Origin of the sequence: Candidatus Pelagibacter sp. Uisw_090, assembly GCF_047717845.1 — a bacterium.
Lineage (GTDB): Bacteria > Pseudomonadota > Alphaproteobacteria > Pelagibacterales > Pelagibacteraceae > Pelagibacter.
This window is the reverse complement of sequence record NZ_CP159810.1, coordinates 297,225-320,512: the sequence shown is the minus strand read 5'-3', so window position 1 is coordinate 320,512 and position 23,288 is coordinate 297,225. Positions and strand designations below refer to the sequence as shown.

Annotated in this window: 21 protein-coding genes; 14 read left to right on the top strand and 7 right to left on the bottom strand. The window is 31.8% G+C overall.

Annotated features, from left to right (window positions below; translation table 11 throughout):
• The first annotated feature begins 22 nt into the window (after nucleotides 1-22).
• From ABXT58_RS01670 to ABXT58_RS01650, 5 genes are read left to right on the top strand one after another with little or no spacing between them, the layout of a single operon-like run.
• Nucleotides 23-1,159: an aromatic ring-hydroxylating oxygenase subunit alpha gene (locus ABXT58_RS01670; protein ID WP_415304317.1), complete on the top strand. Its 1,137-nt coding sequence runs from the start codon at nucleotides 23-25 to the stop codon at nucleotides 1,157-1,159.
• Nucleotides 1,152-1,571 carry a lactoylglutathione lyase gene (gene gloA, locus ABXT58_RS01665; RefSeq protein ID WP_415304316.1) on the top strand — a complete coding sequence of 140 codons (420 nt, stop codon included), beginning with the start codon at nucleotides 1,152-1,154 and terminating at the stop codon, nucleotides 1,569-1,571. Before ABXT58_RS01670 ends, gloA begins: the two co-directional genes overlap by 8 nt.
• Before the next feature lie 17 nt (nucleotides 1,572-1,588).
• On the top strand, nucleotides 1,589-1,984 hold the full coding sequence (locus ABXT58_RS01660) for an AraC family ligand binding domain-containing protein (protein WP_415304315.1): 396 nt from the start codon (nucleotides 1,589-1,591) through the stop codon (nucleotides 1,982-1,984).
• Nucleotides 1,985-2,004: 20 nt separating this feature from the next.
• Nucleotides 2,005-3,426 carry a glutamine synthetase family protein gene (locus ABXT58_RS01655; RefSeq protein ID WP_415304314.1) on the top strand — a complete coding sequence of 474 codons (1,422 nt, stop codon included), beginning with the start codon at nucleotides 2,005-2,007 and terminating at the stop codon, nucleotides 3,424-3,426.
• Complete coding sequence (locus ABXT58_RS01650) at nucleotides 3,426-4,436, top strand: alpha/beta fold hydrolase (RefSeq protein WP_415304313.1); 1,011 nt, start codon at nucleotides 3,426-3,428, stop codon at nucleotides 4,434-4,436. The genes ABXT58_RS01655 and ABXT58_RS01650 overlap by 1 nt, the downstream gene beginning before the upstream one ends.
• On the opposite strand, the gene ABXT58_RS01645 is transcribed toward ABXT58_RS01650, so the two are convergent.
• The gene (locus ABXT58_RS01645) at nucleotides 4,433-6,655 is read right to left on the bottom strand and encodes a 3-hydroxyacyl-CoA dehydrogenase NAD-binding domain-containing protein (protein ID WP_415304312.1); all 2,223 of its coding nucleotides are present in this window, start codon (nucleotides 6,653-6,655) and stop codon (nucleotides 4,433-4,435) included. The two genes, ABXT58_RS01650 and ABXT58_RS01645, sit on opposite strands and share 4 nt — an antisense overlap.
• A 32-nt stretch (nucleotides 6,656-6,687) precedes the next feature.
• Between ABXT58_RS01645 and ABXT58_RS01640 the strand changes: the two genes are divergently transcribed.
• On the top strand, nucleotides 6,688-7,536 hold the full coding sequence (locus ABXT58_RS01640; RefSeq protein ID WP_415304311.1) for a DMT family transporter: 849 nt from the start codon (nucleotides 6,688-6,690) through the stop codon (nucleotides 7,534-7,536).
• A 9-nt stretch (nucleotides 7,537-7,545) separates the two neighbouring features.
• Here ABXT58_RS01640 and ABXT58_RS01635 read toward each other — a convergent pair whose 3' ends face one another.
• The 4 genes from ABXT58_RS01635 to ABXT58_RS01620 form a co-directional block, all read right to left on the bottom strand.
• A complete protein-coding gene (locus ABXT58_RS01635; RefSeq protein WP_415304310.1) occupies nucleotides 7,546-9,573 on the bottom strand; it encodes an ABC transporter ATP-binding protein in 2,028 nt (675 codons plus the stop codon).
• 4 nt (nucleotides 9,574-9,577) lie between these two features.
• Nucleotides 9,578-10,474, bottom strand: a complete 897-nt coding sequence (locus tag ABXT58_RS01630) for an ABC transporter permease (protein ID WP_415304309.1) — start codon at nucleotides 10,472-10,474, stop codon at nucleotides 9,578-9,580.
• 2 nt (nucleotides 10,475-10,476) lie between these two features.
• On the bottom strand, nucleotides 10,477-11,433 hold the full coding sequence (locus ABXT58_RS01625; RefSeq protein ID WP_415304308.1) for an ABC transporter permease: 957 nt from the start codon (nucleotides 11,431-11,433) through the stop codon (nucleotides 10,477-10,479).
• Nucleotides 11,434-11,527: 94 nt separating this feature from the next.
• The gene (locus ABXT58_RS01620; protein WP_415304307.1) at nucleotides 11,528-13,015 is read right to left on the bottom strand and encodes an ABC transporter substrate-binding protein; all 1,488 of its coding nucleotides are present in this window, start codon (nucleotides 13,013-13,015) and stop codon (nucleotides 11,528-11,530) included.
• A 156-nt stretch (nucleotides 13,016-13,171) separates the two neighbouring features.
• On the opposite strand from ABXT58_RS01620, the gene ABXT58_RS01615 reads away from it, so the two are divergent.
• Nucleotides 13,172-14,395 (top strand): aminomethyltransferase family protein, encoded by a 1,224-nt coding sequence (locus tag ABXT58_RS01615; protein WP_415304306.1) that lies wholly within the window; start codon nucleotides 13,172-13,174, stop codon nucleotides 14,393-14,395.
• Here ABXT58_RS01615 and ABXT58_RS01610 read toward each other — a convergent pair.
• Nucleotides 14,392-15,120 carry an ABC transporter substrate-binding protein gene (locus tag ABXT58_RS01610; RefSeq protein ID WP_415304305.1) on the bottom strand — a complete coding sequence of 243 codons (729 nt, stop codon included), beginning with the start codon at nucleotides 15,118-15,120 and terminating at the stop codon, nucleotides 14,392-14,394. The two genes, ABXT58_RS01615 and ABXT58_RS01610, sit on opposite strands and share 4 nt — an antisense overlap.
• 55 nt (nucleotides 15,121-15,175) lie before the next feature.
• Between ABXT58_RS01610 and ABXT58_RS01605 the strand changes: the two genes are divergently transcribed.
• From ABXT58_RS01605 to ABXT58_RS01575, 7 genes are read left to right on the top strand one after another with little or no spacing between them, the layout of a single operon-like run.
• On the top strand, nucleotides 15,176-15,865 hold the full coding sequence (locus ABXT58_RS01605; RefSeq protein WP_415304304.1) for a Type 1 glutamine amidotransferase-like domain-containing protein: 690 nt from the start codon (nucleotides 15,176-15,178) through the stop codon (nucleotides 15,863-15,865).
• Nucleotides 15,862-17,016: an alpha-hydroxy acid oxidase gene (locus tag ABXT58_RS01600; RefSeq protein ID WP_415304303.1), complete on the top strand. Its 1,155-nt coding sequence runs from the start codon at nucleotides 15,862-15,864 to the stop codon at nucleotides 17,014-17,016. Before ABXT58_RS01605 ends, ABXT58_RS01600 begins: the two co-directional genes overlap by 4 nt.
• Before the next feature lie 4 nt (nucleotides 17,017-17,020).
• Complete coding sequence (locus ABXT58_RS01595) at nucleotides 17,021-18,763, top strand: thiamine pyrophosphate-binding protein (RefSeq protein ID WP_415304302.1); 1,743 nt, start codon at nucleotides 17,021-17,023, stop codon at nucleotides 18,761-18,763.
• Nucleotides 18,764-18,767: 4 nt separating this feature from the next.
• Entirely contained in the window at nucleotides 18,768-19,103 is a 336-nt protein-coding gene (locus tag ABXT58_RS01590; protein WP_415304301.1) for a hydroxyisourate hydrolase, read from the top strand.
• Nucleotides 19,104-19,108: 5 nt separating this feature from the next.
• A complete protein-coding gene (locus tag ABXT58_RS01585) occupies nucleotides 19,109-20,230 on the top strand; it encodes a dimethylsulfoniopropionate demethylase (protein WP_415304300.1) in 1,122 nt (373 codons plus the stop codon).
• A 32-nt stretch (nucleotides 20,231-20,262) separates the two neighbouring features.
• On the top strand, nucleotides 20,263-21,387 hold the full coding sequence (locus tag ABXT58_RS01580; RefSeq protein ID WP_415304299.1) for a thiolase family protein: 1,125 nt from the start codon (nucleotides 20,263-20,265) through the stop codon (nucleotides 21,385-21,387).
• An 8-nt stretch (nucleotides 21,388-21,395) separates the two neighbouring features.
• Entirely contained in the window at nucleotides 21,396-22,277 is an 882-nt protein-coding gene (locus ABXT58_RS01575; protein ID WP_415304298.1) for a branched-chain amino acid aminotransferase, read from the top strand.
• A gap of 156 nt (nucleotides 22,278-22,433) precedes the next feature.
• Here ABXT58_RS01575 and ABXT58_RS01570 read toward each other — a convergent pair whose 3' ends face one another.
• Entirely contained in the window at nucleotides 22,434-23,288 is an 855-nt protein-coding gene (locus ABXT58_RS01570; RefSeq protein WP_415304297.1) for an ABC transporter permease, read from the bottom strand.

The window sequence follows — 23,288 nt, the reverse complement described above, 5'->3', positions numbered from 1 at the left end:
AGTATTTTAAATTAAAGATCAAATGTCAAAAGAGAAAGTCCTTACTAAAATTAAAAGACCAAAAAATTTAAATACTATATTTGGGTTACCTCCAGAATCTTATACTGATGATGGTTTTTGGAAAAAAGAATGCAATACAGTTTTATCTGATGATTGGTTGTTTGTTGGTCTAGTTCATGAGCTTAAAAATCCTGGTGATATAATTCCTTTATCCATTGCAAGCAAGCCTATATTTCTTGTTAAAAATCTAGAAAACAAAATTTCTGCTTTTCATAATGTATGTAGTCATCGATGTTTAAAACTAGTTGATGAAAAAAAGAATGTAGGAAAAATTATTAAATGTCCTTACCATGCATGGAGCTATAATTTAAAAGGAGAATTAAAGGCTGCACCACATATAGGTGGTACAAATCAACATAAACCTGAGGGTTTTAATTTTTTAGATCATGGATTAAAGCCAATTAGAACTCATATTTGGCATGATTGGATTTTTATAAATTTTAATGGAAAAGCAAAAAAATTTGAAGAATATGCTAAACCACTTATAAAAAGATTTAATGATATTGATTTAACAAAGTTAAATTATATCGCAACTTTAGATTTTGGTAAAATAAATACTAATTGGAAATTTCTTATTGAAAATTTTATTGAACCTTATCATGTTCAGTTTGTCCATAAAACAACAACAAATCAACCCTTAAAGGATCATTACACCTTTGTTGATGGTAAGTGTTATGGAAGTGGTGTTGATGTTGAACAAGAAGATGAAAAAAATTACAATGCTTTATCTGTTACCTCAAGATACTTATCACTTTTTCCAAATTTTATAATGGGGACTTATTATCCAAATCAAGTTGGTGTTTATTTAAATATTCCTATAAGTCCAGGCATAACTTCACAAAAAAGGATAATCTATACTATGGATAATAAAGTGATGACTAAAAAAGAAATTCAAGCAACTAAGGATATTTGGTGGAGTGTTCATAAAGAAGATCATGAAATGTGTGAAAGGTTACAAGAAGGTAGATCTTCTCCAGCATCTAATAATGGTGGGCTTTTATCTCCTGTATGGGAAAAAGGAGTTCAAGCTTTTCAAAAACTTATAATTAATTCTATTAAAAGATCTTTTAAAATAACAAAAAGGGTAAAAAATGTCTAAAGAAATTAACCTGGAGGGTTACAGACTTGCTCACACTATGATCAGAGTTAAAAACTTAGAAGCGTCTTTTGATTTTTATTGCAAAACTTTAGGGATGAAAATTTTAAGAAAAACAGACTATCCAGATGGGAAATTTACTAATGCCTTTATTGGTTATGGTCTTGAAATAGAATCGCCATGTTTAGAACTAACCTGTAACTGGGACCAAAAAGATGATTATGACAAGGGTAATGGATGGGGACATGTTTGCATAGAAACACCAGATGTTTACAAAGCTTGTGATGATCTTGCAAAATTAGGCATAAATATTACTCGTAAACCAGGCCCTATGAAGCACGGAACTAGAATAATAGCCTTTTGTGAAGATCCAGATGGATACAAAGTCGAGTTAAATGAACCAGTAAAAGTATAAATAGAAAGGGGAGATAAATGTCAAAAAAACCACAATTATATAAATTTAAAGATATTGAAAATAGACTTCATACTTTAGAGCCAGGAAAAAGTTACATTAAGCCTTTTGTGACCAGCAAAGTGAGTAACACAATGTGCGGAGGTTTAAATTTTTTAAACAAAGCTTCTATACCGTGGGATTTAACTTGTGATGAAATCATCTATTGTATGACAGGAACTTTTCGCCTTACATGTAATGGTGAGTCTTATATTTGTAACCCTGGAGATGTGCTTTATATCCCAAAAGATAATCATATTGCTTATGAATGTGACGAAAAGTGTGTAATATTTTACGTTGCTTATCCTCATGATTGGAAACAACAAGCAGGTATTACATTCGTACCAGGAATAGACCCTGAAGATATGCCACAATAGTAAAGCTAAAGGAGATCAATATGAGTAAGAATGAAAAAATTTATTATGAAAACTTTAAAGATGCAGTTGAACGTAATAGAAAAAAAATACCTTCTGTTCATAAAAGATTAAAAGCGGCTGGTGTAAAATATGTTTTATCTAGCTGGATTGATCTCCATGGTATACCAAAATCAAAGCCTGTACCAATGACTGATTTTGAACCATTATGTTTGGGTAAAGGGCCTCAGTTTGCCGTTCATTCAATTTCTTTTGTACCTGAACTTACTCCTGCAGACTCTGATCAGGTCATGTTACCAGATTTAGATGCTGTTTATATTTGTCCATGGGACAATACTACTGCTATTATTTTTGCAGATCTTTTTTGGGAAGATAAACCATACAATGTTTGTCCTAGACAGGCGTTAAAACGAGCAATGCAAAAAGCTCAAGATGCAGGATACAAAGGAATGGCAGGAATAGAACCAGAGTTTATTGCAATGAAGTATGATGAAAATGGCCAACCTGTTAAAGCTATTGATAATGATCCAGTAAAGGGTCTTAGACCTAGACGTCAAGCTTTTGGCTACGATGTAGAGCACACATTAGACTCTATGCATTTTTTAAAAGAGCTAATAGATATCTTAAATGATTTAGGTTGGATGATCCATGATGTTGTAGCAGAAGGAGCTTATTCTCAATTTGAATTAGATTTTCATTACACCAACCTTTTAGAGATGGGAGACAGATTAGTTTTTCTTCGAATTCTTTTAAAAGAAATAGCTAAAAAAAATAATATGTTTATTACCTTTATGCCAAAACCTACTATAGGTGACTGGAGATCAGGAGCTCATATTAATTTTTCAATGGTAGATAAAAATGGAAAGAATGTTTTTGATGGTGGAAATAAATGGTCTAAAGAATCAATCTTTGCTGTTGGTGGGTTAATGAAACATGCTGAAGCAATAACTTCCATTACTTGCTCAACTGTAAATTCATACAACGGATTAGTGCCAAGAGTTGGTGGTTTTGAAGGTGGAACTGTAACTTGGGCTCCAACAAATATTACTTATGGACATAATAATAGGTCTGCACAATTTAGATTACCTCAAAATAGATATTGTATTGAAAATAGAGCAGCAGATATGACAATGAACGTATATCTGGCACTTTCAATGACAATTTCAGCAGCAATTGAGGGAATTGAAAACAAAATACATCCAGGGAAACCAACTGACCAAGATTTATATAATATGTCAGAGAGTGAGTTTAAAAAACTTGGAATTAAGAGATTGCCTAGAAACCTGCTGTCAGCGATTGAAGCTCTAAAAAATGACAAACTAACTGATGAAGTCTTGGGATCAGTAATGAAAAAATCAATACTAGCTTATAAGAATGATGAATGGGAACGATACCATCAAGCAGTTACTGACTGGGAAGTAAAAGAGTATCTTAGACTTTATTAATGAAAGATTATCAGGAGTTTAACTTAGGAAATATTAAACTCTTATCTGGTAAAATCTTAAAGTCTACCCAATTAATTTATAAAACTTATGGTAAGCTTAATAAAGATCATTCAAATGTAATTGTACTTCCAACATTTTATACAGGCACTCATATTCGTAATGAAGGTTTTATTGGAAAAAATAGGGCAATAAATCCAAATAAATATTTTATTATTTCAATAAATATGTTTGGCAATGGTTTCTCAACGTCACCAAGTAATACTATTAAATCACAACGTGGTTCTCAATTTCCTGAAATAACACTCTGGGATAATATTTATTGTCAGCAAAAATTAATAAATGAAAAACTTAAAATAAAAAAGATTGCACTAGTAACAGGCTGGTCTATGGCTGGATGTCAATCATATCAATGGGCGGCTCAATATCCTGAGATGGTCAAAGCAATTTTACCTTTTTGCGCATCATCAAAAACTTCAATACATAATCATGTTTTTTTAGAAGGTGTAAAAGCAGCTCTTGTAACAGATAGAAATTGGAACAATGGGAATTATAAAAAACAACCAGTTGATGGCTTAAAAGCCTTTGGACGTGTATATGCTGGTTGGGCCTTCTCTCAAGATTTTTATAGAAAAAAACTTTATAACAAATTTGGTTTTAATAATGTAGAGGATTTACTTAAAGATTGGGCTAATGATCATGCAAAAAATTGGGATGCTAATAACCTTTTAAGTAAATTAAAAACTTGGCAATTAAATGATATTAGTAAAAATCCAATATATAAAGGTGATTATATTAGGGCGCTTAAATCAATAAGAGCAAAGACAATTTTAATGCCCTGCAATCAAGATTTATATTTTAGAACAGAAGAGAATGAATTTGAAAAAAGATTTATTAAAAAATCATTATTAAGGCCTGTTGACTCAGCTTATGGACATTGTGTAGCAAATCCAGGTAATGATAAAAATTTTGAAAAAAAATTAGATAAGAATATTAGAGAACTTCTAGCTTAATTGATTAAAGGTTTTCCTGTTGTTAAAGTATGTTTAATTCTATCTTGTGTTTCTTTTGTTTCAATCAATGTCATAAAAGCATTTAGCTCCAGTTTAAACAAATCTTCTTCAGATAAAGTCTTGTCTATTGTGGTGTCTCCTCCACTTAGAACATTTGCTAACTCTGTTGCAACTTTCATTCCATGGTCTAGAATTACTTTTTCATTATATAATTTATCTAAAAGTTTAATCATTTCATCTTTTACAACTTTTCCTGGAAGTTTAAATGTATTTTCAGCTGGAGGTTTAAAGTCTCTATTTTCTTCTAAAATTTTCCTTGAAACTTCTAGTAAGCTATTTCTACTCATTATCTTCTTATCCTCTGATCTTAAATATTTCATAGGTTCAGCTTCAACTGGAGAAGTTGCAGTTTTACCATATCCTATAATATCAAATACCTTTAATGGAGCATAATGAGGATCATTTTTAGCTTCTTCAGTTTCTAACCATCTTGCTAACATCTCTTTACATCCTCCACCGGCTGGAATTAATCCAACCATTGTCTCTACTAAACCAATAACAATATTGGTATGTGATGCTACAAAATTACTATGAACTAAAACTTCAAAGCCTCCCCCTAATGTTAAGCCTGATGGCGCTGATACAACAGGATGATTAGAATACTTAAGATTTTTACATGTTTCCTGAAAATATCTTACAAATTTTTCTATAGATTTAAAGTCCCCTTTTTCAGCAAATTCCATTGTATAGCTCAAATTAACCCCAGCTGAAAACTGCATACTTTCATTGATTATTATTAATGGTTTATCAGTGGCTTTTTTTAGAGCATCCATTGAGTTATAATCAAGTGCATTAGCCTTAGTTGTAAATTCAACAATATTATAATCTTTAAATCGATAAATTTTTGCTGAACTATTCCCATCAATATTAGTGGCTGTCTTTTTAACTTTTCCTAGGGTTTCAATATCTGTATATTTTTGTCTTACCCCATGAAAATTTTCATTTTTTGTTACAGCTAAATCTTCTAAAAACTTATTTCCTTTATAATTTTCTATTTTATCAAAGAAATTATTAACTCCAATTTCCTCAAGCATTTCAAAAGGGCCTTTATTCCAATTGAAACCTAATCTCATTGCCTCATCTATATCATTAAACTCATCAGTTATTTCTGGAACTAATGATGAGGCGTATTTAATTATTTTTGAAATTACAGACCATGCATAATCTCCATACTTATCTTTTCTATTAATTAAACTTTGTAAGCCTGGTTTATCAAATTTAATATTTATTTTTTTTGTTGGAGAATATTCACCTGTTTCTAAGTTAATTGCTTCTAAAATTTTCTTATTTTCAACTTTATTCATTCTGTAAAAGCCACCTTTGCCTTTACGTCCAGTGTAGCCAGTTTCTATTAATTTTTTAACTAGCGATATTTCTTTGGCAACTTCTTGGAATTCATCTTCTTTTGAAAGTTCTTTTATAAAACTCTTAAGCACATCTGCCATTAGATCTATTCCAATTAAATCATATAATCCAAATACTCCTGTCTTGGGAATCCCCATTGGTCTTCCAAAAATAGCATCTGCCTCTTCGATAGAAAGTTTCATTCTAAAAGCTTCAGTCATTGCTACTTGCATCGCATAAACTCCTATTCTGTTTCCTAGAAAACCAGGAGTGTCATTACAAACAATAGAACCTTTTCCTAAATCTTCTTCACAAAATTTTTTTAAAGAATTAATTTTTACAAAATCATTATTTTCACTTTTAACAATTTCTAGTAAATCCATATATCTCACAGGATTGAAAAAATGTGTTATACAAAAATCTTTTTTATCTTCTGTAGATAGTTTTTCTGATAGAATGCTAATTGGTATGGATGAAGTATTAGACGATACTATTGATCCTGCTTTTCTTTCTTTAAAAATTTTTTCATAAATTTGATGCTTAATATCTATTCTTTCAACAACAGCTTCCACAATCCAGTCTGCTTCGTTAACTAAATTAAAGTTATCATTAATGTTTCCAACATTAATATTATTAATTTTTGATTTATCAATTAATAGTGGTGGTCTAGATTTTTGAATTCTTTCACGAGCTTTTTCACTTATTTCAGTAGTTAAATCTAATAGAGTGACTGGAATATTGGCATTACATAATTGTGCTGCAATACCACTACCCATTGTACCCGAACCTATAACTACTACTTTTTTAATTTCCATAATTTAGAGAAAACTTATATTAAATTATTTAAATGAGAGCAATAATTTTAAATTTAATAGCCCATACAGTAATTCCACTGAACTATGCTATTGCAAAATATTTATCTGCTGAAATTCCTATTTTTCAAATAATTTGGGCACGACATTGTTTTACGGTCTTATTGATTTTACCTGTCCTATTTTTCTTCTTTAAAAAAAACTTTGTTTGGACGGAGAAACCCAAGCTTCAATTAATAAGAGGTTTACTTTTGCTTGGTACGAATATTTGTTTTTATTATGCTATCTCTCACATTTCACTTTCAAAAGCACTTACATTATCCTTTGTTTCTCCATTAGTTGTAATCATATTTTCTTCAATTTTTTTATCTGAAAAAATTGGAATAAAAAGATGGAGCGCAGTTATAATTGGGTTTACTGGTGCGATAATTGTTATTAGGCCTGGATATATACCATTAGATATAGGAAGTTTAGCAGCTTTATCTGCAGGAACAATGTATGCTTTTTATTCAATCATAACTCGTAAGCTAAGTGTATCTGATAACTCTATGTTAACACTTTTAATTACGGGATTGATTGGAACTTTTGCAGTGTCTTTTACAATTCCTTTTGTTTGGGTTGCACCAACATTGGCTCAATGGCTTTTGCTTTCTTTAATAGGAGTCGTAACTCTTGTTGGTCATTTTTTATTAATATTATCTTTTAAATATGCTGAAGCGTCAAAATTAGCCCCAATTAGTTATTTTGAAGTTGTGACTAATACAATTTATGGATATCTTTTATTTAATCATTTCCCTGACAGTTGGACTATTATTGGTCTATTAATAATAATTTCAAGTGGTCTTTTTGTTTTTTACAGAGAAAGAGTGCTTGGAATAAAATAAAATATTTTCTTACAAAGCTTGTTGTCTTTTTAACTCTTCTATATTTATATGGCACCTAATAGCATTGCCATTTTCTCCGATTTGCCATGGGGGTGTTTCATTTTTACATTTATCACCTACTATTCGTGGACACCTGCCTTGAAAAGAGCATCCAATTTCAGGTGGTTTTTCCTCAACTATATCATCAGCAACTAACTTGGGCTTAATATCTGGATCAGGCTCAAGCACAGCACCTATTAAAACTTCTGTATAAGGATGAGAAGGAAATTGATAAACATTTTTTGATGGTCCAATTTCACATAACCTTCCTTGATATAAAACAGCAACCCTATCACTGATAGCTTTAACAACTGCAAGATCATGCGAAACAAATATATAGGTAGTCCCTGACTCTTCTTTTAGTTTTTGTAATAAATCTAATACAGCTGCTTGAACAGAAACATCTAAAGCAGAAGTTACCTCGTCACATAAGATAATATCTGGTTTTGCTGCAAAAGCTCTAGCAACAGCCACTCTCTGTTTTTCACCACCAGATAATTGTCTAGGGTATCTGCTCATATAGAATCCACCAAGTCTAACTTTATTGAGCAACTCAACAATACTAGATTTGAGTTTGCTACCTGTTAAGCCAAAATATAATTTTAAGGGTTGGGATAAGATTTGTTCAACAGTATGATTAGGGTTTAATGACTCATCTGGGTTTTGAAAAATTAATTGGATTGATCTAAGATCTTCTGAGCTCCTCTCTTTTAAATCACCTGATAATATATTTTTTTTATTAAATGTAATATTGCCATCTTTAGTTTTTAATAATCCAGCAATTGATTTTAAAATTGTAGATTTACCACTGCCAGACTCTCCAACTAAAGCAATAGTCTCACCTTTATTTATATTGATATCTATATCTTTTACAGTTGGATTAGAATCGGTAACTTTATTTAAAAATTGATCTAAAAATCCCTGTTTTGCATAAGATATTGAAACTCCTTTTAACTTCAAAATTTCATCAATCTTTATTTCTTGCTTTTTTTGATTTTTTGTTTTTTGCTCTTTTTTTTTTGAACTTAATTGAGAATGATGAAAACATCTCACACTAGTATCTATCTCTGAAATATATTCTAATTTAGGAACGCTATCTTTACATTTATTATCTGAAAATTCACACCTATCGTAAAAAGTACAACCTTCTCCTAAATGTCCTGGTTGAGGTTGGCTACCTGGCATTGAGTCTGGAAGGCCAGATAAGGAAAGTTTTGGAATAGATTTTAATAATCCATATGTGTATGGATGGATTGGTTCTTTTAAAATTTTTCTGACTGGTCCTTCTAATACTATTTCACCAGCATACATTACAATTACTCTGTCACAAACTTGAGCTATAGCACCAAGATCATGACTAACATAAACCATAGATGTTCCCGTATCTTTAGCTATATCTTTTAAAAGTTCCAAAACATGAGCTTGGGTAGTTACATCTAATCCAGTAGTTGGCTCATCAAGCAATAACAACTCAGGATTTCCAGCAAGTGCCATGGCAACTGCAACACGTTGTTGTTGCCCACCTGAAAGCTCATGTGGATATCTTAGAGCCATAATTTTTGGTGAAGGTAGTCTAACTTTATTTAATAATTCAGAAATTTTTTCTTCTATCTCAATCTTGTTTAAATTAGTATGAAGCCTAAGAGCCTCTTCTATTTGATATCCAATTTTAAGATTGGGTGTTAACGCCTGACCAGCATTTTGAGGGATCATTGCAATTTTTCTACCTCTTACTTTTTCTAGCTCTCTACTATTCATATTGAGTAGATTTGAAGATTTAAACAAACATTCTCCACCAGTAGCAAATAAACCATTTTTAATATAGCCCATCATTGCTAATGCAAGAGTGCTTTTTCCTGAACCAGACTCTCCTACTATACCTACAGTTTCACCTTTTTTAATATTTGTACTTATATTTCTTAGAATTGATATTTGCTTACCTTTTTGACTTTTAAATCCTATTGATAGATTTTTAATTATTTGAATGTGATTTTCCATAATATTAAACTGGAGCTTTGGTTGATCTATCAATACCTAATGCTTTAGCAAACGCATCTGCTGTTAGGTTTATTCCTATAATTAATGTGCTTAATCCAATTATTGGTGAAATTACTGCCCACCATGCGAAGGACATTAATCCTCTTGCATTGGATATCATTAACCCCCAGTCAGGTGTGGGTGGACTTACACCAAAACCTAAAAATGATAATGAGCTAAAACCTAATAACATCCAAGACCATCTCATAGCTCCCTCAACTAAAATGGCATCTCTAACATTAGGCAATATTTCGTTCCAAATAATTGAAAGATTGCTATGCCCTCTAGCTTTAGCAGAAATTATAAAATCTTTAGCAATTACATCATGTGTGGCAGCTCTCGCAACTCGAACTATTCCTTTTCCGTAAAAAAAACCAAGTGCTGGTATTAATACTTCAGTTGATGTTCCTAGAAGAGAAACAATCAACAACATGGCCAAAATCCATGGTATCGATAAAAATGCATCAACTATTCTCATTACTATGTCATCGATCCTACCACCAACTAAACCACAAAAAATTCCTAAAAGACCACCCCACAAAAGAGCAATAATTGAACCAAAAAAAGTTACAGTGAGAGCGGTTCTTCCTCCCAATATAGTCCTGGTAAAAACATCTCTACCTAAACTATCTGTTCCAAACCAATATTCTAATGATGGTGCTTGTAACATTAACGTAGGATTAATTGACTTGTAATCATAAGGTGCAACCCAAGGACTAGTAACTGCTAACACTACATGAAAAATTAAAATTGCTAAACCAATGAAACCAGATGGCTTTGAAGCCATTGTTGATAATATCTCTGAAACTTTTGCTAAAGAACTTTTAGGTTTTTCTTCAAAGATATCTTTATTAGTTTCCATATTTATTTTCTAGTTTGTAATGTTTTTAATCTTGGGTTCAGCATTAATGTTAATAAATCAGCTATAAAGTTTATGCTAACGTAAATAGATGCAAGAATAATACCTAAAGCTTGAACAACTGGTAGGTCTCTATTAGATATAGACTCAATTACTAATCTTCCCAATCCTGGATAATTAAAGACAACCTCGGTAACAACCACTCCTCCTAATAACCAGGCAATAGTCAAAGCAACAACATTAATAGCTGGTAATAATGCATTAGGTAAAACATGTTTAAAAACCATTCTCCAATATGGTACTCCTTTTAAAATTGCCATTTGTATATAATCAGTCGCCATTACCTGAATAACGCTTGACCGAACCATACGAGCCATATGTGCAGTCATTATCATTGCAATAGCAATTACTGGTAAAATTATATTTGGTAGTAATTCTAAAAAGGTAACGTCGCTTGGTACAATTACTATTCCAGGTAACCATTCTAACCAAATAGCAACTATCAAAATTAATAAAGTAGAGCTAATGAATTCTGGAATGGTCATTGAAAATATTGCAATTGTTGAAATAATTATATCTGGCAGTTTATCTCTCCAAAGAGCTGTGATTATTCCAAGTATTAGAGCTAAAGGTATTCCAATAATTATTGCAGCTGACGCTAGAACCATTGAATTTTTTATTCTTGGTCCTAAAACTTCATTAATTTGCATTTCTCCACTTAATGAATAACCAAAATCTCCCTGGATAACGTTATAAGCCCAGGATAAATATCTCTGATATGCTGGTATATCTAACCCTAATCTTTTAATGCATGCTTCTAAAGCTTCACCAAAGGCTTGTCTCTCTAAATAAGAAGTACAAGCATCACCTGGAAGAATCTCAACTCCTACAAAGGTAATTAAAGATACAATAAATAAGGTTATTAAACCTAATACAAATCTTTTAAAAATTAAAAAAAACATTATTAAGTTTACTACTTTAGGTTTTATAAATAACAGCTAATAAATGAGATTAATTTTACAGGCCTAATTAAAGGCCTGTAAATAGTAATTTGTATTATTTTACTTTAACTTTATGCCACTGAATTGAAAAAACCTCAACTTCATCAAGATTCTTTACTCTAGAATTAGTAACCACTAATTTAGACACATGGTAAGGGATCATAGTTCCAGATTCTTCCCATAAAGTTTTTTGTGCATTTTTATAAGCTTTTTTTCTTTTATTAAAGTTAAGCTCAGCTCTTGCACTTGCTAGATTTTTATCAAAGCTAGAACTTTTGTAATATGACTCATTCCATTTAGCGCTACTGTGATAAACTTCATGAAGCACACTATCAGCAGATCTTTCATTCCAACGTGTCATTGCAACATCTTTTTTCATCCAAGTTTCTTTCCAGTAACTTTTTGATGGAGTCATTTTGATGTCAACTTTGATACCAGCTTTAGCAACTTGTTGTTGGATTACTTCAGCAATAGTTGGCCATGTAGGCTCTTTTGTTGATACATGAATTACCATTTCAATTCCATCAGGATATCCAGCTTCTGCTAAAAGTTTTTTAGCTTTTTTGATATCTTGAGGACATTTCATAGTAAGTCGATATTGATCTGATGGTGCAACAGGAGTATCACATGATACTACTGCCTCTCCACCCATAACAGTATCAACAAGCTCTTGTCTATCAATAGCTAAACGTACAGCTTTTCTAACTTTTGGATCATTAAAAGGAGCACGCTCAGTATTCATAACCATTCCTCTCCAGTTACCTGTAGGAATTACTGTAGCTTTGAACTTCTTATTTCCATCAAAGATTTTTTTCTGACTAAATTGAACATATCTGTTCATATCAATCTGACCAGTTAAAAGAGCTTGAACTCGTGCTTCTCCATCAGGTATTGCAATTACATGAACTTCAGCAAGTCCAGGTGCACCTTCCCAATAATTAGGATTAGCTTTAAGAATAGTAGTTCCTTCTGCATCAAACTTTTCAACCATAAAAGGACCAGTGCCAATTCCAGTTTGCCCAATAGTGTCTCCAGATCCAGATGGTATCATTCTTAATCTGTAATCAGTTAAGTTTAAAGGAAAGTCCGCAAAAGAAGTACTTAACTTCATTTTAACAGTATGAGAATCTACAATCTCAATATCTGTTACAACACTTAAGCTTTTTTTTGCAGGTGATCCAATTTCTGGATCTTTAACACGCATTAAAGAATATTTAACATCTTCTGCGTCAAAATCAGAACCATCATGAAATTTTACCCCTTTACGAAGATTAAAAGTCCACTCTGTTGCATCTGCATTTGCTGACCATTTAGTAGCCAACTCTTCTGAGACAACACCTTTAAGATTTTTTCTAACTAAACGATTTTGAGTCATTATCACAACTTGAAATAAACGACCTTTAGTAATCGCATCTAGGTTTGTATCTTTTCCAAATCCAAGATCATGTGATAATTTAAAAGTTCCACTTGATGCGTTTGCAGATGAAAATGATATTAATATTGATATCAAAGAAACTGATATCAGTTTGTAAATGTTTTTCATTATTAATTTCCTCTCTTTATTTAAATTAAAGCTAACACCTTACGTAATTTAGAACAATGATAATGTATAATACAATTATAGGTTGAACTCATTTTAGGTTTTTTCTTAAATTATAATACTGGATTAAATTAAAGATTTAATTTATTACAAAATTCAATGCATAAATCTTTACAAAACATAAGGTTTTCTATCAAACCTCAGAAAGTAGAAAACAATAGACCTACGGAGCTAGCTCGTACTATGAGCATTCATCCTCTAACTTATCAAGAGCTACCTTATGACCCAGAGTATTCTCATTATGCTGGGAGATTAACGACTGAAAAATTATCTAATGCTTCTCCAGATGAACAGTATTGGAAAACTAAACAAGAAATTATACTTCGACACACAGGAGAGCATCCTTATGAAATTTCAGGTCCAGATGCACTTAAATTATTACAGAAAATTTTTCCAAGAGACATTTCAAAAGTTAAAAAGGGAAGATGCTCTTATCAGTTTGCTTGCTACCATGATGGTGGAATAATCACTGATGGTTTACTTTTAAGAATAGATGATAACTGTTATTGGTTTGCGCAAGCAGATGGTGACATGGTGTCGTGGTATAAAGCTAATTCAGAAGGACTTGATGTTAAAATTAAAGAGCCAAATGTTTATGTTAGTCAAATTCAAGGACCTAAATCAATGGACCTTCTTGATAATTTAATTGATGAGCCAATAGCAAATACATGGAAATATTTTGATTGGGTTGAAGTAACCATGGCAGGAGAAAAAGTTATAATTAGTCGAACTGGCTTTACTAACGAACTTGGTTGGGAAATATATTTTCGTCCTGAAAATAATTCAGAAAAATTAGGTGATCTAATTCTTGAAGAAGGAAAAAAAATGGGAATGATCATTACAGGCACACCATCATTTAGAGGTAGAAGAATTGAAGCTGGACTTCTATCGGCAGGTCAAGATTTTACAAATGATACAAATCCTTTTTCTGTTGGTCTTGGTCGTTTTGTTGATTTAAAAAAAGATGACTTCATAGGCAAAAAAGCTTTATTAAATGCAGATAAAGAATGTCGAAGTTGGGGCATTAGAGTTGTTGATGGAATAGCAAAAAAAGGAAGGTCTATAAAAATAAATGATCAATCTATTGGAAAAGTGACTTCAAGCACATGGTCTCCTTACCAAGTTTGTGGTGTTGGTATAGTACTATTAGATAAATCAGATATAGGCCCTGGAACAGTTGTCGATGTTGAATGTGTTGATGAAAAAATCCATAAAGCTGAACTTTGTAAATTACCAATGTATGATCCGGATGGTGAAATAGTAAGAGGAATAAATAGAAAAATACCCACAAAAGCAGAGCCTTGGCTAGGAATAAAAAGTTAATAAATATTGGGAATACTTAATTTATTTTGAACGTTATGTTTTTTCAACAAACTTTCTACATAACCTTCTTTAATTAGTTTTGAGATAAATTTATTAAGAAAATCTAAAATTTCAGGGGTACCTTTTTTAATACCAATAGATTGCTTAATATATGTGAATGGACTATTTATCATTTTAAAATCATCATTAGTTTTAATTTCTTCAATTAGTTTTGGTTTTAATCCAGCAAGAACATTAACTTTATCTTCTCTAAATAATTGGTGAGACTCTTCAATTGTATTTACCCTAATTAATTCTACATTTTTAAAATTTTCAGTTAGCCATAAATCATATGCACTTCTCTCCAAGACTGCTATTTTAATTTTAGGTAAATTTATATCGTCATTAGTTTTAAAATTATCTTTTTTTCTAAACATAAAGTTTGCATCAATATTTACATAAGGATCAGTAAAATCTATTGTCTTACTCCTTTCTTTTTCACAGGCTATATTACCTATATCCCACATATCTTCATTTACAGCATCAGCTAACAACCCTGGTTTTTTAAACTGAACTAATTTACATTTTAGGTTTAATTCTCTTGCAAGCTTTTTTCCAATTTCTGGCGATACACCATCGGGCAACCCATCTGAGTCTTTGCCATTTATCAGTAAAAAATTACTCATATTGATGCCTACACGCAAAATACCAGTGGGTGCTAATTTTTTAGAAATTGTCTCAATCATTAAAACCTTTTTTTTATTATGTTATATAATAATTTGATTTTTTTAATTTAATTAAATGAGCAAAATAGAAAAAAAGATAATTGCAATTGGTGGTGTTGGTGTTTCACCTGAGTCAGATAAAGAATTAGACAATTTTATTCTAAATCATTCAAAAAAGATGAAAAATAACATTGGTTTTTTAGGTACTGCTAGCAAAGATGATAAAGAAAAGATAAATAAATTTTATAAAAGATTTGAAAATACCGGTTCAGAATTATCTCATTTTAATCTTACATCTAATATAGATGGTTTTCATGAATGGTTATTAAGCAAAGATATAGTTTATGTTGGAGGTGGTAATACTTTTTATATGCTGGAAATTTGGAAGAAAAATAGCTTAGAACAGGTTTTTAAAAAAGCTTATGAAAAAGGGCTTTTATTGTCAGGTGTTAGTGCCGGTGCTGTATGTTGGTTTGAATGGATATTGTCAGATTCTATGGGGCGAGGTTTTGAGCCTCTAAAAGGGATAAATTTAATAGAAGGAAGCTGTACACCTCATTCAGATAATATTGAAAGAATTAATGAATTTGAATTTAATATAAAAAATAATAAATTACCTAGTGGATTTGCGATTGATGACGGTGTGGCAGTAGTTTTCATTGACGGAAAACCAACTGAAGTTTATTCTTCAATAAATAATCATAACGCTTATTTTTTAGATAAAAATACAAAAATTAATCTGAAAGAATATATTAAGAATATATGAACAATATAACTGCAAGTAAAAAAATTCACAGCGTCGAGGATGCAAGAAATTTAGCTAAAAAGAGAATGCCTAAATTGATGTTTGATTTTGTAGATGGAGCATCTGGAGATGAAAAATTGTGTGAAATTAATACTACTGCTTTAGATCAAATAAGATTAGAGCCAAAAGTATTAAGAAATGTAGAAAATAGATTTTTAAAAAAAAAATTTCTCGATATTGATTTTGATCAACCATTTGGTTTTTCACCAATGGGGATGTGTAACTTAACATGGGCTGGTGCGGATGAAATGCTAGCTAAAGAAAGTGTTACAAATAATATACCTGCTTGTGTTTCTATGGCTTCATCAACCTCTTTAGAGAAAATGTTTGAATTATCAGAAGGACGTTCTTGGCTTCAATTATATAATTTTCAAGAAAACTTCGTGATGGAACTTTTACAAAGAGCAGAACAAACTGGCTATAAAGTTGCAATATTGACTGTAGATGTTCCAATTCAATTTAGAAGAGCTAAAGATAATAAAAATGGTTTTACAGTTCCTTTCAAAATTGGTCCTAAACAATTATTTGACTTTGCAACTCACCCTCTATGGTCTTTAACAACATTGCTAAGTGGTATTCCAAAACCTATGAATTATGAAACTTCTAAAAATGGAAACAAATTTGTAAGAAGTGAAAGTAGAGGTGCTACAGATTGGGGAACACTTAAGCGTGTTCGTGATACATGGAAGGGAAAATTAATTGTAAAAGGAGTTATGTCACCTGAAGATGCTGTTAAAATTAAAGATGCTGGTGCTGATGCAATTCAAGTCTCAAATCACGGTGGAAGACAACTAGATAGTGCAATGGCTGCTATTGAAGCGTTACCTTTGATAAGAAATATTTTAGGGAAAGAATTTCCAATACTTTTTGATAGTGGAATTAGAGGTGGCAGCGATATAGTTAGAGCTCTTGCTTTAGGTGCAAATTATGTGATGTTGGGGAGACCTTTAATGTATGGTATTGGTGCTGACGGAGAAAAAGGTTTGAGAAGAATTTTAGATATAATTAAAGATGAGTTAAGTACAGCATTAGGTCTTGTTGGTTTAACTGATGTAAACGATATTTCTTCTGAAATTATTGCTAAAAAATTTATACAAAATATGAAATACTAAATTTATGTCAGAAAAAAAAATTAGAGGTGGTTCGTTAATTGCTAGAGCTTTAAAAGATAAAGGGATCCAACATGTTTTTACATTATCTGGTGGTTTCTGTAATCCAGCTTTAGAGGGGTTTATGGAATGTCAAATGGAAGTCATAAACTGCCCTCATGAACAAGTAGCAGGTCATATAGCTGACGGTCATACAAGAATTACTAGAAAACCAGCAGTTTGCCTTGTTGGCCCTGAGGGTTTTGCAAATGCTGTACCCTCAATGATGGAAGCTTGGGGTGAAAGATCACCTGTAATATTTATAACTGGCTCAAGCAGTTTAAAAAGGCAGGGCTCAGGAGGTTTTAAAGAAATAGACGATGTCGCAATTGCAGCTCCTTTAACAAAGTACAGTGCCAGCATAACAGATGGTACTCGAATTAGAGAATTTGTAGATAAAGCATATAGAATAGCAACAAATGGTTATCCTGGAGCAGTCCATCTAAGTTTACCTGTTGATATTATGTTTTCGTCTTTTTCTGAAGATGCAGGACTTGAAGAAAGACCTTTTTCGCATGAAGCAAAACCTGTTGACAAAGCATGGCCTGATCCAAAAAATATTTCTAAAATACTAGAGCTTGCCTGTAATGCAAAAAAACCTGTTTTGATTGGTGGACATGGTATTTGGTGGTCTGGCTCTGAAAAAAAATTAGAGGAAGTTGGAAATAATTTACATATCCCAATATTTAATATTCCTTATCATCAAAAATTACTTGGTGAAGAAGCAAATGCTTATATGGGTTTAGCTGATATTCATCAATATCCTCCTTCTAAATTTGCATTACATGAGTCTGATCTAGTTTTAATGGTTGGTGCAAGATTAGATAACCAAATGAATTTTGGTAATCCTCCCCTTTTTCCTAAATCAACTAAACTAGTTTGTGTTAATGGATCTCATGAAGAGATTGAACTAAATAGATCAGCGGATATGAACTTATTATGTGACCCTGGTGTATTTTTTGATACTTTAAATAAACTTAAAACAAATAATAAATGGAACTTGGGTCATGAATGGTTTGATCTTAATAAATCAAAAAAACAAGAATGGGTTGATAAAACTTTAGAAGATTTAAGTAAAGAAACTAAAGAAGCAGAAGCTAATGGAGGAAAAATGCATCCACTACAATTAGCTTTAGATGTGCAAGATGCAATTGGAGAAAAAGATTGGCTAGTTATAGATGGTGGTAATACTCATTTCTGGTCTGAAATTGCAATTAATATTGCTGGATCAAAAGGGAAAAAAATTGGAGGAATTTTACATCCAGGAACGTTCAGTATGTTGGGAGTTGGTGTACCATTTGCACTGTCTGCAAAAAATACTAACCCTGACTCAAATGTAATTCTGATAAGTGGGGATGGAGCTTTTCTTTCTGGTGGCCTATCTATAGAAACTGCTTTTCAAGAAAACAAGCCAATAGTAGTTGTTATCGACAATAATGGTGGTTTAGACTGTATTTCTCAGCAACAAGAACGTTTATTTGAAAGTGGTAAACACTTTGCAACAGATTTTAGAGATATACCATTTCATAAAATTTTTGAAGGATTTGGCGGTCATGGTGAGCTGGTTACAAAAAGAGAACAACTAGCGCCAGCATTAAAAAGAGCAATTGAAAGTGGTAAAACAGCGTGCGTAAATGTAAAGGCAAAGGGAGTAATAAGCCCAATAGTGGCTGCTGTTAGCGATAAAAGAGACAAGGCATCAATAGAATAAACATATGGCAACTTTATCTTCTCACTTATTAAACTCTGTGGATGGAACCCATGCAAGTGGTGTAAAGGTTACAATTTTACAAACAAAACCGAATGGAGATAAAAAAACTTTTCTAGAAACAGAATCTGATGTTGGTGGTAGAATTTTAAAAGATTTTGATCTTACCACAGAAGATTGTCTTTGTGACTATGAAATGATTTGTAAAACAGCAGATTATTTTTCAGAAAAAAATATTGTATCAGAGATTATAGTAAAATTTCAGATGGAAGACCCAAAAAAGAAATACCACTTACCAATTATCATATCGCCAAATGGATATTCTATTTGGTGGTCTAAATAGAATGAATGAGTAGCTCTGGTTTAAATATGTCCAGGCGCATAAGAAGAACGCCTTTTACAAATAAGGTTGAAGAGTGTGGTGTGACAGGTTTTTCTGTTGTTAACCACATGCTACTACCCAAAGCTTTTAAAAAATCAGTTGAAGAAGATTATTGGCATCTTAGAACAAGTGTTCAATTATGGGATGTTTCAGTTCAAAGACAGGTTCAAATTGAAGGCCCTGATGCTGAAAGTTTAGTACAGAGAATGACACCAAGATCTATAAAAGGTATGAAAATAAAAAAATGTTTTTACATTCCAGTTATTGATGAAAATGCAGGAATGATAAATGATCCAGTTCTACTTAAACTGAATGAAAATAAATTTTGGTTATCAATAGCAGACTCCGATGTTTTGCTGTGGGCAAAAGGATTGGCAATTGGTTCAAATTTAAAAGTTAAAATTGAAGAACCAGATGTTTATCCATTAGCAATTCAAGGACCTAAGGCTGAAGATTTGATGGCTAAAATATTTGGAGAAGAAGTTAGATCAATTAAATTTTTCAACTTTGGCCTATTTAATTTTGAGGGAACGGAGCAAGTAATAGCTAGAGCCGGTTATAGTAAACAAGGTGGATTTGAAATTTATTTTAAAGGATACGAATTAGGTGAAAAATTATGGGATACAATTTGGAAAGCAGGTAAAGAATTTGATATTTCCCCAGGATGTCCTAACTTAATTGAAAGAATAGAAGGAGGATTAATGTCTTATGGTAATGATTTTACCAGAGAAAATAATCCTTTAGAGTGTAACCTTGAAATGTACTGCGCCAAGGATAGTCAGCATGATTTTATTGGTAAAGCTGCTTTAAATGAAATTAGAAAAGACGGTATTAAACAAAAAATTAGAGGAATTATTTTTGATGGTGACCCTTGTCCAACTTGTACAAAACCATTTCCTGTTTATTCAAATAATAAAATTAAAATTGGACAAATTACCTCTGGAATTTATTCACCAAGATTGAAAAAGAATATTGGACTTTCAATGATCTTAAAAGACTATTGGAATATTGGCAATGAAGTAATTGTTGAAACATCAGACAACAAATTAAGAACTGGGACCATATCATCTTTGCCATTTGAAGAATAATTAGATATACCAAAAGAAATTAAAATTTAAAAATGTACAGAGCAGTTATAGCAGGTTATTCAAGATCACCTTTTACAATGGCGAGAAAAGGTGAGTTAATAGACGTCAAACCGGTAAATTTATTGGCTGAAGTAGTTAACAATCTTGTTTCTAAAACTAAAGTTAATAAGATTGATATAGAAGATATTGTAATTGGGTGTGCTTTTCAGGTTGGAGAACAATGCTTTAATATTGGTAAATTGGTAACTTTTTTGACCGACATGGATATCAAAACTTCTGGAATGACGGTTGATAGATGGTGTGGCTCGTCAATGGAAGCTATTCATATTGCAGCAGGAAAAATATCAATGGGATCAGGTAAAGTATTTATATGTGGTGGCGTAGAAAGCATGACTAGAGTTAATACAGGCTTTGATCCAATGCCCTACCCTTATACAGAAAAAGAAAATCCGAATGTTTATTTTTCAATGGGTATAACAGCAGAAAATGTAGCGAAGCAATACTCTATAACTCGAAAAGAACAGCAAGAATTTGCAATATCTAGTCATGCAAAAGCTTTTAATGCACAATCCAAAGGAAACTTTACAAATGAAATTGTCGCTATAGGAAATTGTTCTCAAGACAGCAATATTAGACCTAACAGTAATCAAGGAAAATTAGATGAATTAAAATTAGTATTTGATCAAAATGGAACTGTAACAGCAGCAACATCTTCACCTCTAACAGATGGTGCAGCGGCAACATTAATTTGCGAAGAACAATATGCTAAAGATAATAATTTAGAAATTTTAGCTAGAATTGTTTCTACATCTGTTCAGGGGTGTAAAGCTGATACTATGGGCCTAGGTCCAATTGGAGCTTCTCAAAAAGCTTTGGAGAGGGCTAAATTAACGATTAAAGATATTGATATCGTAGAAATAAATGAAGCATTTGCATCTCAATCATTAGCTTGCATAAAAGATTTAGGCATAGATCAAAATAAAGTTAATTTAGATGGTGGTGCGTTAGCATTAGGTCATCCACTTGGAGCAACAGGTGCTAGAATCACAGGAAAAGCAGCTCAATTATTAAAAAGAGAAAATAAAAAATATGCTTTAGCTACTCAATGTATAGGTTTGGGAATGGGCATTGCTACAATTATTGAGTCTGTAGAGTAAATTTTCATATGCAACAATTACCTTTTGACAAAAGATCAGGAAAAATTTGGTTTAATAATGAGCTGTGTGAATGGCAAGATGCTAGAGTTCATATAATTAGTCATGGTATGCATTATGCTAGTTTGGTTTTCGAAGGTTTAAGAGTTTATAATAAAAAAATTTTTAAATTAGAGGAACATATTGAGAGACTTTTTAATTCTGCAAGAATATTGGATATGAAAATTCCATATTCTAATCAAGAAATTATTGAAGCTACAAAAAAACTTATTTCAGATCAGAATATTATAGATGGATATATAAGACCCTTTGCGTGGAGAGGTAGTGAAATGATGGGTGTATCAGCACAAAATACTAAAATAAATGTGGCAATTGCAATATGGGATTGGCCTACGTATTTTGATCCTACTTTAAAATTAAAAGGTATAAAATTAAATATATCTAAATGGCAAAGACCTCCTCAAAACTCATCCCCCTGGCAGAGTAAAGCAGCAGGGCTTTATATGATTTGCACATTATCAAAACACCAAGCTGAAAAAGAGGGTTATACCGACTCTCTGATGCTAGATCATGAGGGTAATATAGCTGAAGCAACAAGTGCCAACATCTTTTTTAAGGATAAAAATAATGAATTACACACACCAATACCAGACTCTTTTTTAGATGGCATTACAAGAAAGACTGTTATTGATCTTGCTAAATCAAAAAACATAAAAATAAATGAAAGAAAAATATCTCCTGATGAACTCTCTAATTTTGTAGGATGCTTTATCACGGGTACAGCAGCAGAAATCACACCTGTTGGTAATATTTTAGATAATAATTTTGAAGTTTGTGATTTAATTAAAGATTTATCATCAAATTACGAGCTACTTGTAGGTAAAAATAACTAAATCAAAAACTAAAAGTATTTTAGATAATTTTCTAAATATATTCATTATTCTCTTTTTTTTGATTATTAATTCATATAATTCGGTCTAATAACAAATTTTACTTACATCTATCTTGTTAGAAAAGTTGTAATTAATTATAAATTAAATTTTAAGAGTTTAACGGTTAATTCCTCTTAATCTTTCAGACCTTCTTCTTAAAAGCTCTGCACTCACCAGTATTAAAGTGGACATAATAATCAAACATGTTGCTACAGCCATTATTGTAGGGCTTAACTGCTCTCTTAGACCAACCCACATTTGAATTGGTATAGTAGTGTTTTCTAGTCCTGCTAAGAATAATACTACTACAACTTCGTCAAATGAAGTTACAAATGCAAATAGTGCACCAGAAATAACACCTGGCAAAATTAATGGTAATGTTATTTTCATAAAAGTATTTACTGGATTACTTCCCAAACTTGCAGCAGCTCTTGTGACACTATGATCAAACCCTGTTAATGTTGCTGTTACTGTAATAACCACAAATGGTGTACCTAAAATAATGTGTGCTAAAATTATTCCTGTATGCGTTGCAGCCAAACCTACTTTTGCCATGAAAAAAAATATCGCTGTTCCTGAAATAATTAAAGGGACAATCATTGGTGAGATTAATAAAGCCATGAATGCCGCTTTGTAAGGCATGTGCCTACTGCTCAAACCTAATGCCGCAACAGTTCCAAGAATTGTTGAACCAATTGTTGCAAAGAAAGCAATAATAATACTATTTTTTGCAGCAAGTCCCCATGGGTTTTTAGTTCCATAAATCATGTCCTCATACCATCTCAACGAAAATGCATCTGGGTCAAGTGCTAACATTCCAGCAGAAAAATGAATATATTGTTCAGCATTAAATGAAAGTGGTAAAATTATAAATAATGGTGCAATTAAAAAGAAAAATACTAATCCACAAATAGTTAAATATGTGTAGTGCCAAATTCTATAATTCCATGGTGTATAAGTTGGTAATGACAT